The following is a 12,602-nucleotide window of genomic DNA, read 5'->3' as shown; positions in this document are numbered from 1 at the left end:
TCGGCACCGTGGTGTTCGCGATGTTCGCGGGCTTCTACTTCTGGTGGCCCAAGTTCACCGGCACGATGCTCAACGAGCCGCTCGGCAAGGTGCAGTTCTGGCTGCTGTTCCTCGGCTTCCACGGCACGTTCCTGGTCCACCACTGGTTGGGGGCGGCGGGCTTCCCGCGCCGCTACGCCGACTACCTGCCGGGTGACGGCTTCACCGAACTGAACCGGATCTCCTCCGTCTTCACCCTCGTGCTGACGGTGTCCATCCTCATCTTCTTCTGGAACGTCTTCTACACGGCGAGGAGGGCGCCCAAGGTCGAGGGCGACGACCCGTGGGGCTACGGCTGCTCGTTGGAGTGGGCGACCTCCTGCCCGCCGCCGCGGCACAACTTCACGTCGCTGCCGCGGATCCGGTCCGAGCGTCCGGCGTTCGACCTCAACCACCCGCACGCCACGATGGGCGGCGCGGCCCGGCGGGACGGTGAGGAGGAGTCGTGAGCGATGGTCCCGAAGAACCGCGCACGCCGCTCGTGGAGGGGCGGCTCATCACGGTGTGCTCGGTCCTGGCGACCCTGGTCACCCTGCTGATGTTGTGGACGTGGACGGACGCGGTCCCGTTCGCCGTGATGGCGGTCTGTCTTCTGGCCGGTACGGGCGCCCTGGGATTCCTGCACCGACGATCGGGTTCGGCCGAGTTGGTCGGCGGTCCCTTCGACGGCGCCCGGGTCGGCCCGGCCCGGGTGGCGGAGTGCCGCCGTCGGGGGGAGCTCATCCTGCCCGCCCGGGAGGGGACCGTCCGCTACAGCCCGGACGGGTCGGGGCGTCTGGTGCACGATCCCGAACCCGGCGCCTGACCCCGGGGCGTGGGGGGACGAGGCCACCCTCCTCCCACGCCCCGGTCCGCACACGGCCGGGAACGCGCCGACCGGGGCCCGTGCCCTCCGGTCGACCCGCCGCCACCGGCGGCGCGGCCGTCCCCACGCACGACATCCGAGGCCGGTCCGAAGTGCCCGGTCGGTTCGTCCGCCGACCGGGCGAGCGCCCGGACCGTGAACACCCGGTCGCGGCCGGGCGAGCGTGTGCCCCGCACGGCGGGCGGGGCCCTCAGGGGACCAGCCCGTGCAGGGGCAGGGCGGTGTCCCGGACGTAGGACACGACCGAGCCCGGCCCGGCCAGGACCCGGTGGTCCTCCCTGTCCGTGTCGGAGTACCGCCCCAGGTCGATCCACCGCACGTCGTCCCCGGCGGGTGTTCCGCCCCAGGGCAGCAGGGCGACCGCCCGCGCGTCCTCGGGGAGGTCGTCGTGGAACAGCACCGGTGCCACCACGGTCTCCGCCAACGGGAGCGGCGACATGAGCTGATGGCGCAACAGCGTCCGGTCGCCCTCGAAGGTCCGGACGACCTCCCCCGTCGCGTCCGTGCGCAGCACCGGCGACGGTTCCTCCTCCCCCGGATCGCGCAGGACCACCGCCCCGGCGGTGTCGACCGCCCACAGCCGGTCGCCGCTCTCCAAGGGCTCTCCCGGGAGGTCGGGCAACAGGGGCAGAGGCTCCCCCGTCTCCAGGTCGAACACCGCCCCCAGGTCCGTGACCACCGGATCGGCGGCCTCGCGCGCCGGCTCCCCTCCGATCACGGGCGGGTGCCCGTCGTACCTACCTCGGAGTACCCCCTCGTGCCGCCACACCTGTTCACCGGTGGCGGCGTCCAACGCGGTGACGCTGCGGACCGCGCCCTCCGGCACCTCCTGAGGCGGGTACGGGCTCCCGTCCTCCTCGACGAGGTCCTCCTCGTCCATACAGTGCCGGGCGATGAGCACCCGGTCCCCGTACACGCGCATGCCGTCGTCCGGTTCCCGGTGGCACCACCGTCCCGGGACCACGTCCTCCACGGTGTGCTCCCACAGCGGTTCGGTGGAGTCCACCGGGTGGGCGACCACCGTGGACGCACCGTCCTCGTGAACGAGCCGGACCCTGACGTCCACCCCCAGGTGGGCCCGCCGGGTCTCCTCCTCGTCGGGTTCGGGCATGGGGGCGTCGTGCACGACCTCCCCGGTGGCGGTGTCCAGCACGACGAGGGTGCGGGTCTCGGCCGTCGGATCCTCCCGGTGCAGGAGGTGGGCGCGTTCGGGCGTACCGGGGAACACCCCGGTCTCCACCTTCCTCCCGTAGTGCAGCCGGTAGGTCCACAGCTCCTCGCCGCTCGAGCCGTCCAGCGCCGTGAACCCGTCGGCGTGGCGGACGATCGGTCCGCGCGGACCGGCGTCCACGCCCACCACCGGGAGTTCCGGTTCCCACGTCCACCCGATACGGGTGACCTCCGCGGGGATCGGCGCGCCCTCCCCCGCCGGGGCGACGGTGTGCTCCGAGGTCAGGGCGTGCCGGGCGGACGGCGTCCCCGCCCAGACCAGCGTCGCCCCCACGGCGCCCGCCAACACCCCGGCCGCGGCGACCGGCCACGGTCGCGTCCGCAACCGCCACTCGCCGAACACCGACAGGAACAGGCCGAGGGCGATGACGCACACCCCACCCCACAGCCCGAACAACGGCTCGGGGTACATGCGGTAGCCGTCGTTGAACACGGTGAGCGCCATGTGCCGGGTGGGCAGCGTCCACCACACCAGCAGCGCGCCGAGCCCGAAGGCGGCCGCCCGCGCCGCGAAGACCGCCCGCACCCCCCACGGCTCCGCCCCGTCCCCGTCCTCCTCAGGGATGAACGCCCGCACGATCACGGTGCCCGCGGCCGCGATCCCCAGGACGAGCGCCCCCATCAGGAGCGGCCGCAGATCCTCGGAGACACCCCGCGTGGCCTCGACGAACCGGTCATAGGACGGAAACAGGAGCACCACACCGGCCACCAGGACGGTGAGCCCCGCCCACCCGAACGCCGACCGCGTCTTCACGCCCACCGACGGCACGCCCCCTGCCCTGTTCCGATTCCTCCGGCAGGAAGGCAGGCTAGACCGCCCGTGGACGCGCGTTCACACCGGGTCGCGGTTCAGCGCAGGACGACCTCGCCCTTCGGGCCGTGCAGGACCGCCTCCAGCAACGGTTCCGGCCCCTCGACCAGGTCCAGCTCCACGCCCAGCGCCGACAGGGCCCGCCCGGCCTCCTCCGGGTCGGGGTGTTCGGCGCGCACCGACACGAGTTCCAGCGTGGGCAGGTCGCCCAGCCCCGGCTGCGGGGTGGCTCCCCAGTCGATGAGGAACGGCACCGGATCCGGGTACCGCCCGCTCTCCTTCTTCGCCAGTGACCAGCGCAGTCTTCCCCCGTCCGGGGTGGCCCGCGACCACGGCTCGGCGTCCCCCGGGTCGTGGCCCGCCGCGCGGGCCCGTTTCACCGCCCCCGGCAGGTCCGTCACGCCCACGGCGAAGGTGGCCAGGTGCGGTCGGTCCAGCGACGACAGCCCGAACACCCGTACCGGCCCGGGGTCGGCGCGCTCCGGGTCGGGCCCGATGACCTCCAGGTAGTGCGGCGCCCGCGCCCCGTCACGGGTGAGCGCCACCAGGGTGTTGGCGCTGCCCACCGGGTGCCGCCCGCCCGGGACCGGTCGCACCCCCGTCAACTCCTCGAACCCGGTCGTGCCCTCGGCCAGGTCGGGTACCGCGTACACCAGATGGTCGAGCGCCGCTGGGAATCCCATTCACTCCTCCTCGTCGGATCGCACGAAACTCCCCCCAAGGAGAGCATGATCCGGTCATCCGGTCTAAGGAACACGCACCGTCGATCATGTCGGCGCGCACCTTGCCGGAGATTTTGTCGAGGCGCGGCGCACCCTTCGCCACGCACCCCTCCCCAAAGGTCCGACCACCCGATGGGTCTTGCCACCCGCCGTCCCCCGGCCCTACGTTGTTCGACGATCGACGTACGGGCCGGGTGGGAGCGACATGAGAATCCTTGTGGTGGGGGCCGGAGCGGTCGGCGGGTACTTCGGGGCCCGCCTGGTCCGGGCCGGGCGGGAGGTCGACTTCCTCGTCCGGCCCGCCCGCGCCGAACTGCTGCGCCGGAACGGCCTGCGGGTGCGCGACGTGGACGGCGCCGTCGAGACGGTCCCCGTCACCGCCGTCACCGCCGACGCCCTGTCCCCCGGTTACGACCTGGTCGTCCTGGCCGTGAAGTCCTACGGGTTCGACTCCGCCCTCAAGGACATCACCCCGGCCGTGGGCGCGAACACCGTCGTCCTGCCCTTCCTCAACGGCATGCGGCACGTCGACGCCCTCACCGGCCGGTTCGGCGCCGACCGCGTCTACGGCGGCGTCGCCATGGTGATGACCCGGCTGGGCGAGGACGGCGAGATCGTCGAGGTCGGCACGATGGCCCGGCTCATCTACGGCCCCCTCACCGAGACCCCCGTCATCCCCCCGGCCGACGTGCACGCCGCCCTGGACACCGGGACCTTCTCGGCGACCGCCGTCGAGGACGCGATGCGGGAGCTGTGGGACAAGTGGGTGTTCCTGGCGACCATGGGCGCGTGCAACTGCCTGATGCGCGCTCCCATCGGCCGCGTCAACTCCGCCGAGGGCGGACGGGACTTCACCCGGGCGGTGTTCGAGGAGGCCGCCGCCGTCGCCGCGGCCTCGGGTCACCCGCTCCGCCCCGAGACGCGCGAGCGCGCCGACGCCATGGTCGGTGACACCACCGCGAGCACCACCACCTCCCTGTACTGGGACCTCACCCGGGGCAACCCGGTGGAGGCCGACCACATCGTGGGCGACCTGGTGGCACGCGGCCGCTCCCTCGGCGTCCCCACGCCCCTGTTCGCCCTGGCCGATCTGCACCTGCGGGTGTACGAGGCCGGACGCGCCTGAACCGATCCGGTCGGCTGCGCGGGGTCCGAGGACCGGGCCGGGTCCGTCCGACCTCCCGGACGGGGAGGACCCGGGGAGCGCGTCGCGCACACCCGTTCCCGGCAACACCGGGGCCGGTCCCCGGCCCGGGGGCCGGCGCTGGTTATGGTGCCCGTACCGACGTGCGGGGCGTACACGCGCGAAGGGGGCGCCCGCCGTCAACGGGGACGGCGCCGGGCCCCTCGGCGCGACCTCCGCCGTTCCCACCGACCAGAAGGACACCATGTTCCGCACCGTGCTCGTGGCCAACCGTGGCGAGATCGCCATCCGGGCCCTGCGCGCCGCCTACGAACTGGGCGCCCGCACCATCGCGGTCTTCCCGCACGAGGACCGCAACTCGCTGCACCGTCTCAAGGCGGACGAGGCCTATCAGATCGGTGAACCCGGACATCCCGTCCGTGCCTACCTGTCCGTCGACGAGATCGTCCGGGCCGCCCGGGAGTCCGGCGCCGACGCCGTCTACCCCGGCTACGGGTTCCTGTCGGAGAACCCCGAACTGGCCCGCGCCTGTGAGCGGGCCGGGATCACGTTCGTCGGCCCGCCCGCCGACGTCCTGGAACTGACCGGCAACAAGGCCACCGCCGTGGCCGCCGCACGCGAGGCGGGCGTGCCGGTGCTGTCCTCCTCCGCGCCCTCCTCCGACGTCGACGTCCTTCTCGCGTCCGCGGACGACATCGGCTTCCCCCTGTTCGTCAAGGCCGTCGCCGGGGGCGGTGGCCGCGGCATGCGCCGCGTCGACCACCCGGACCGGCTGCCCGAGTCGCTGGCCGCCGCCATGCGCGAGGCCGAGTCGGCCTTCGGCGACTCCACCGTCTTCCTGGAGAAGGCGGTCATCGACCCCCGCCACATCGAGGTGCAGATCCTCGCCGACGGCGAGGGGAACGTGGTGCACCTGTACGAACGCGACTGTTCGTTGCAGCGCCGCCACCAGAAGGTCATCGAGCTGGCCCCCGCGCCCAACCTGGACCCGGAGCTGCGCGCGCGGATCTGCGACGACGCGGTCCGCTTCGCCCGCCTCATCGGCTACCGCAACGCCGGGACCGTGGAGTTCCTGGTGGGCGCCGACGGCTCCCACGTGTTCATCGAGATGAACCCGCGCATCCAGGTCGAGCACACCGTGACCGAAGAGGTCACCGACATCGACCTGGTCCAGTCCCAGATGCGCATCGCCTCCGGTGAGACCCTCGCCGACCTGGGCATCGCCCAGGAGACCATCACCGTGCACGGCGCCGCCCTGCAATGCCGCATCACCACCGAGGATCCCGCCAACGGGTTCCGCCCCGACACCGGCATCATCAGCGCCTACCGGTCCCCGGGCGGTTCGGGCATCCGCCTGGACGGCGGCACGGCGGCGGCCGGCACCGAGATCAGCCCTCACTTCGACTCGCTGCTGGTCAAGCTGACCTGCCGGGGCCGGGACCTGACCACCGCCGTCAACCGGGCCCGTCGCGCGGTGGCGGAGTTCCGCATCCGCAGCGTCGCCACCAACATCCCGTTCCTCCAGGCGGTGCTGGAGGACCCCGACTTCCAGGCGGGTCGGGTCACGACCTCGTTCATCGAGCAGCGCCCCCACCTGTTGACGGCGCGCCCCTCCGCCGACCGGGGCACCCGCCTGCTCACCTACCTGGCCGACGTCACCGTCAACAAGCCGCACGGCGAACGCCCCCACCTGATCGAACCGGCCGTCAAACTGCCCGAGCCCCCGGCCGGGTCGCCCCCGCCGGGATCGCGTCAGCGGCTGGCCGACCTGGGCCCGGAGGGGTTCGCGCGGTGGCTGCGCGAATCCCCGAACCTGGGGGTCACCGACACCACCTTCCGTGACGCCCACCAGTCGCTGTTGGCCACCCGGGTGCGCACCAAGGACCTGTTGGCCGTCGCGCCCACGGTCGCGCGCACCCTGCCCGGCCTGCTGTCCCTGGAGGCCTGGGGCGGGGCCACCTACGACGTGGCGCTGAGGTTCCTGGCCGAGGACCCGTGGGAGCGGCTGGCCGCCCTGCGCGAGGCGGTCCCCAACATCTGCCTCCAGATGCTGCTGCGCGGTCGCAACACCGTCGGTTACACGCCCTATCCCACGGAGGTCACCTCGGCGTTCGTGGAGGAGGCCGCCGCGACGGGGATCGACATCTTCCGGATCTTCGACGCCCTCAACGACGTCGAGCAGATGCGCCCGGCCATCGAGGCGGTACGCGCCACCGGTACCTCCATCGCCGAGGTCGCCCTGTGCTACACCGGCGACCTGTCCGACCCGGCCGAGGATCTCTACACCCTCGACTACTACATGCGCCTGGCCCAGAAGATCGTGGAGGCCGGCGCGCACGTCATCGCCGTCAAGGACATGGCCGGTCTGCTGCGCGCCCCGGCCGCCGCCACCCTGGTGTCGGCGCTGCGCCGCGAGTTCGACCTGCCGGTGCACATCCACACCCACGACACCGCCGGTGGCCAGTTGGCCACCTACCTGGCGGCGGTCGGGGCCGGGGCCGACGCCGTGGACGGTGCGGTGGCGTCCATGGCCGGGACCACCTCCCAGCCGTCGCTGTCGGCGATCATCGCCGCCTTCGACCACACCGAGCGCACCACCGGCCTGGACCTGGGGGCCGCCAACGACCTGGAGCCGTACTGGGAGGCCGTGCGGCGCGTCTACGCCCCGTTCGAGGCGGGTCTGTCCTCGCCCACGGGACGGGTGTACCGGCACGAGATCCCCGGTGGTCAGCTGTCCAACCTGCGCACCCAGGCGATCGCGCTCGGGTTGGGCGACCACTTCGAGGACATCGAGGCGATGTACGCCGCCGCGGACCGGATGCTGGGCCGGCTGGTGAAGGTGACCCCCTCCTCCAAGGTCGTGGGCGACCTGGCGTTGCACCTGGTCGGCGCGGGGGTCTCCCCGGCCGACTTCGAGGCCGACCCCGACCGGTTCGACATCCCCGACTCGGTGGTGGGCTTCCTGCACGGTGAGCTGGGGGTCCCGCCGGGCGGGTGGCCCGAGCCGTTCCGCACCCGCGCCCTGCGGGGGCGCCCGGCCGCCCGGCCGGTGGTGGAGCTGACCGAGGAGCAGCGCGAGGGGTTGGCCAAGGAGCGGCGGACCACGTTGAACCGTCTGCTGTTCCCCGGGCCCACGGAGGAGTTCCAGAAGCACCGGTCGGCCTACGGGGACACCAGCGTGGTCTCCAGCGCCGACTTCTTCTACGGTCTGCGCGCCGGCAGGGAGTGCACTGTGGACCTGGACCCGGGTGTGCGGCTGCTCATCGAGCTGGAGGCGGTGGGCGAGCCCGACGAGCGCGGCGTGCGCACCGTGCTGGCCCGGCTCAACGACCAGTTGCGGCCGTTGCAGATCCAGGACCGGTCGTCGGCGTCGACGGTGCGCGAGGCCGAGAAGGCCGACAAGAACGCGTCCGGGCACGTGGCGGCGCCGTTCGCCGGTGTGGTGACGCTGGTGGTGGGGGCCGGGGAGGCGGTCGAGGCCGGTGCCACGGTCGCCACGATCGAGGCGATGAAGATGGAGGCGGCGATCACCGCCCCCGTCGCGGGCACGGTGTCACGGGTGGCGGTCGACCGCGTCCAGCGCGTGGACGGCGGCGACCTGCTGGTCGTCTTGGAGTGACGTCCCGTTCGTGATGACGCCCCCGCCGTTGCCCGGCGGGGGCGTTCGCGTTCCAGCGGCCCGTGGGAGGTGTCGGCGCGCGGGTGTGATCAGGATGCGGAGGTACCGCCCGGCCCCGCCCGGGGAGGGTGCGCGAGCATCGATCCCCAACCCGACGGAACCCCCTCATCAGACAACTGAATCCGTTGTCTTTATGCAAGAGTACAACCGTCTCGGCGGATGGCGGCAAAATCTCATCAGATTTCAGTTGCCCAAACCTTGACTCGCAACGGTATCAGCGCCTTCAATTGGGCACCATGCGTGAGACACATCACCCCCATCCCTCCGGCTCCGGCGTCGGCGCCAAAGGGCTGGCCCGCGACCGTGTGGGCGTTCTTTCCGGTGCCCTGATCGGCGTCTCGACCGTGGCGCCCGCCTATACGCTCACCGCCACCATCGGCCTCATCGCGGCCTCCGTCGGCCTGAAGATGCCCGCCATCTTCATCGCCGGGTGCGTACCGATGTTCCTCACCGCCTACGCCTACCGGGAACTCAACAACGCCGTGCCCGACTGCGGGGCGTCGTTCACCTGGTCGGCCCGCGCCTTCGGCCCCTACGTCGGCTGGATGTGCGGCTGGGGCATGGTGGCGGCCACCATCATCGTGCTCTCCAGTCTGGCGTCGGTGGCCGTGGAGTTCGGCTACCTGTTCCTGGGACGACTGTTCGGGGACCCGGCCATCACGGCCCTGGCCGACGACAGGTTCGTCAACGTCCTCTCCACCGTCGCGCTCATCGCCCTGGCCACCGCCGTCGGATACCGGGGCGTCACCGTCACCCAGCGCCTCCAGGCGGTGCTGGTGATCTTCCAGCTCACCGTGCTCGCCCTGTTCGTCGTGGCCGCGTTCGTCCAGATCTCCACCGGCCGCGCCGCCGACGCGGTCCCCTTCGACCCCGACTGGTTCAACCCGTTCACCGGGCTCACCACGGTGGCGTTCGTCGCCGGTGTCACCGGATCGATCTTCGCGTTCTGGGGCTGGGACACCTGCCTGACCCTCAACGAGGAGAGCCGCGACCCCGAACGCACCCCGGGCCGGGCCGGCCTGCTGTGCGTGGCCGCGATCCTGCTCACCTACCTGCTGGTCACCGTCGCCGCGATGATGTACGCCGGGGTCGGCGAGAGCGGGCTGGGCCTGAGCAACCCCGACACCGCGGACAACGTGTTCGCGGCCCTGGCCGGACCGGTCCTGGGCGGTCCGGGCGGCATGCTGCTGTTCCTGGCGGTGGTGGCCTCCAGCGTCGCCAGCCTCCAGACCACGCTCCTGCCGGCGGCGCGCACCATGTTGTCGATGGGCTCCCACGGGGCGTTCCCCCGCTCCCTGGCCGACACCCACCCGCGCTACCACGTGCCGTCCCGGGCGGTGGTCGTCGCGGGGGCGACCACCGCCGCCTTCTACACGGTGACGATGTACCTGAGCGAGCGGGTGCTCTACGACATGGTGGCCTCGCTGGGCATCCTGATCTGCTTCTACTACGGGATCACCGCGTTCGCCTGCGCGTGGTTCTTCCGCCGCTCGTGGCGCGGCGCCCGCGACGTCGTGTTCCGGCTGCTCTTCCCCGTCCTCGGCGGCCTGATGCTGCTGGGCGTGTTCGGGGTGTCGGTGTACGACAGCATGGACCCGGCCTACGGCAGCGGCAGCTCCGTGGGCGGGGTGGGCCTGGTGTTCGTCATGGCCTGCGGCATCCTCGCGCTGGGCGCGGTGCTGATGGTCGTCATGCGGGTGCGGAACCCGGCGTTCTTCCGTGACGGCGTCACGCCCACCGACCCGGCCCCGGAGCCGGAGCGCACCTCCGAGCCCGTCTGACCCCGTCCCGCCCCGGCGGGCGCCCGGAGACGGCGCCCGTCGGGACGGGCCTCGGATCACGCGCCCCCGCCGTCGTCGACGGCGGGGGCGCACGACCGTTCCGGCCCCCGCCCGTGGCACCGGGCGGGGGCGGGGTGCCTCAGGTGGTGGTGGCGGTCCTGCGCCGGGCGCGGGCGGCGAGCAGCAGGTCCACCAGGACGAACGCCGCCAGCGACACCGCGAAGACCGGAAGCAGCCGACCGACGGCGACCGCGATGGCGACCACCAGGACCTTGCCCCACCACGGCAGCGCCGACCAGGCGCCCCGGGCGACGGGTCGGCCCACCGCCCACGCCCCGGCCCGGGTGGGCCTGCGCAGCCACCACATCCGGTAGCCCCACGCCACCAGGGCGAGCACCCCGAGCGCGACCACGGTCAGCAGCACCTGGTTGGCGACCCCGAACAGCAGCCCCATGTGGAAGGCGATCCCCCACGTGGTCAGCTTGGCCGGGAACGGGTGATCGGCGAACCGCAACTCCTCCACCACCTCGCCGGTGGCGGAGTCCACCGCCACCGCGTCCTTGCGGGTGGGCCACCGGTCGCCGGTCTCGCGCACCGTGTACGCGGCGCCCTCCTCCACCGGAAGGGTCACCTCCACCGACCCGGACAGCCCGGCGTCCCGGGCGGAGGCCAGCACCGCGTCCACGTCCACCGCCGAAGCGCCGTGATCACCGTGCCCCGTGTGCTCCCCGTGACCGGTGTGGCCCCCGTGGTCGGAGGGCGCGGGCGCCGACAGGGACGGGGTGCTCCAGCCCCAGGCCTGCCGCAGTTCCCCGATGTTCTCCCCCGCGAAGCGGGACCAGGTCAGCCCGGTCGCCGCCAGCACCAGTACGCCGACCAGAGCCCACACGCCGACGGCGCCGTGCCAGGACAGGGTGCGGGCCCGGCCGGTGGCCGAGGTGTCGGGCAGCAGGACCCGCCGTACCGCGCGACGGCGTCGCCCGATCCACAGGGCGGTCCCGCCCAGTGCGATGACCCAGATCCAGGTGGCGGCCAGTTCGCTGTAGATCCGGCCGGTCTCCCCCAGGTGCAGGTTCCGGTGGAACGTGGCGACCCAGGACCGCACCGGCAGGGAACCGCTGCTCCCGTAGCCGGTGGTCTCGCCCAGCACCTCGCCGGTGTGCGGATCGACGAACACCGCCAGCCGGTGGCTCTCGGGCAGGCCGTCGGCGTCGGCCAGCACCCGTGTGGCGTCACCGGGGTCGGCGGCGGGGCGCACGGCGAGCACGGTGGCGTCGGGCCGGGTCTCGGCGGCGGCCGTCACCTGGTCGGCCAGCGGCACCGTCCCCGCTCCGGCTTCGACGGTGAGGAGGTCGGCGTACACGACCTGTTCCAGTTGCGGGGTCCACACGTAGACGAGGCCGGTCAGGGCGGCCACCGCGATGAACGGGGCGACGAGCACCCCGGCGTAGAAGTGCAGGCGCAACAGCAACGGCCGGGTCGACGCCCACGCGCCGCGACGGGCGCCGTCGTCGGCCCCCGTCGGGGCGGGGTCCGGCGCGGGAACGGCGGGCGGGGGTGCGGGCACGGGTGTGGAGGCGTCGTCCTTGGACACGGTGGTGTTCCTTCTGATTTCGCGCGGCGAGGCCGCGAGCACGTCGAGGGTCCGGTGCGAGGGTCACCGGTTCGAGGCCGGGCGCACGGGCGCACGGCCATCGGAGTGGCGTGGGATCAGAGGGAACGCGGAGGGCCGCGCCGCACGTGGACGTGGCGCAGCGGGGAGGGCCGGGGAGGACGTTCGTCGACGGCCGCGAAGCGCGTCCCGTCCGTGGGGAGGGCGGGCGCCGGCAGGGGCCGCACCACCACCAGCACCCCGGACAGCAGGACGCCGACGAACCCGAGCAGGTCGAAGAACCCGCGTTCGCCCTGGCGCAGCCACCAGGCGCTCGCGCATCCGGCGGCGATGTGCGCCGCGATCATCGACGCGCTCAGCCCGCCGTCACCGAGGTCGGCGGCGCCGCCGTGCGTCGTGGCGTGTCCCGACTCCCGGGCGGTGAGGGTGAACAGCAGGTGCAGGGCGCCCTGCCCCCACAGCATCCACCCGGTCAACGGGCCCAACCGGCGTTCGGACCCGGCCCATGCCCGGGACGCGGCGAACAGCAGCAGGAACCCCGCCGCCAGCGCGACCGGTGGGATCGCGTGGCCGGAGCTCAGCGCGTGGCCGCACGCCGAGACCCCGGTGCACACGCCGGCGAACACGGCGGCGCGCGCCGAGCGGGGCGGTGACGGGGTCCGTGGCACGGGGTCGACCTTAACGCCACCTCACGCGGCGTCGCCATCCCCCCACCGACG

Annotated in this window: 9 protein-coding genes; 5 read left to right on the top strand and 4 right to left on the bottom strand. The window is 73.1% G+C overall.

The window, feature by feature from the left end:
- The coding region (locus PWG71_RS24940) for a cbb3-type cytochrome c oxidase subunit I (protein ID WP_274812432.1) at nucleotides 1-488 on the top strand (488 nt) is incomplete at its 5' end.
- Complete coding sequence (locus PWG71_RS24935; RefSeq protein ID WP_274812431.1) at nucleotides 485-844, top strand: hypothetical protein; 360 nt, start codon at nucleotides 485-487, stop codon at nucleotides 842-844. The genes PWG71_RS24940 and PWG71_RS24935, both read left to right, overlap by 4 nt.
- A 250-nt stretch (nucleotides 845-1,094) precedes the next feature.
- Here PWG71_RS24935 and PWG71_RS24930 read toward each other — a convergent pair whose 3' ends face one another.
- Both PWG71_RS24930 and PWG71_RS24925 read right to left on the bottom strand, forming a co-directional pair.
- Nucleotides 1,095-2,894: a hypothetical protein gene (locus PWG71_RS24930; protein WP_274812430.1), complete on the bottom strand. Its 1,800-nt coding sequence runs from the start codon at nucleotides 2,892-2,894 to the stop codon at nucleotides 1,095-1,097.
- Nucleotides 2,895-2,983: 89 nt separating this feature from the next.
- Nucleotides 2,984-3,628: a VOC family protein gene (locus PWG71_RS24925; RefSeq protein WP_274812429.1), complete on the bottom strand. Its 645-nt coding sequence runs from the start codon at nucleotides 3,626-3,628 to the stop codon at nucleotides 2,984-2,986.
- Between the two features lie 244 nt (nucleotides 3,629-3,872).
- On the opposite strand from PWG71_RS24925, the gene PWG71_RS24920 reads away from it, so the two are divergent.
- The 3 genes from PWG71_RS24920 (at nucleotide 3,873) to PWG71_RS24910 (ending at nucleotide 10,271) form a co-directional block, all read left to right on the top strand.
- A complete protein-coding gene (locus PWG71_RS24920) occupies nucleotides 3,873-4,793 on the top strand; it encodes a ketopantoate reductase family protein (protein ID WP_274812428.1) in 921 nt (306 codons plus the stop codon).
- A gap of 262 nt (nucleotides 4,794-5,055) precedes the next feature.
- Nucleotides 5,056-8,430, top strand: coding sequence for a pyruvate carboxylase (locus tag PWG71_RS24915; protein WP_274812427.1), 3,375 nt, complete (start codon nucleotides 5,056-5,058; stop codon nucleotides 8,428-8,430).
- Nucleotides 8,431-8,726: 296 nt separating this feature from the next.
- Nucleotides 8,727-10,271 (top strand): APC family permease, encoded by a 1,545-nt coding sequence (locus PWG71_RS24910; RefSeq protein ID WP_274812426.1) that lies wholly within the window; start codon nucleotides 8,727-8,729, stop codon nucleotides 10,269-10,271.
- Nucleotides 10,272-10,410: 139 nt separating this feature from the next.
- Here PWG71_RS24910 and PWG71_RS24905 read toward each other — a convergent pair whose 3' ends face one another.
- Together PWG71_RS24905 and PWG71_RS24900 are read right to left on the bottom strand one after the other, a co-directional pair.
- Entirely contained in the window at nucleotides 10,411-11,865 is a 1,455-nt protein-coding gene (locus tag PWG71_RS24905; protein WP_274812425.1) for a PepSY-associated TM helix domain-containing protein, read from the bottom strand.
- 116 nt (nucleotides 11,866-11,981) lie between these two features.
- The gene (locus tag PWG71_RS24900) at nucleotides 11,982-12,551 is read right to left on the bottom strand and encodes a hypothetical protein (protein WP_274812424.1); all 570 of its coding nucleotides are present in this window, start codon (nucleotides 12,549-12,551) and stop codon (nucleotides 11,982-11,984) included.
- Nucleotides 12,552-12,602 lie beyond the last annotated feature (51 nt).

The organism is Nocardiopsis sp. N85 (genome assembly GCF_028882275.1).
GTDB lineage: Bacteria > Actinomycetota > Actinomycetes > Streptosporangiales > Streptosporangiaceae > Nocardiopsis > Nocardiopsis lambiniae.
This window is presented reverse-complemented; position numbering and strand designations above follow the sequence as displayed.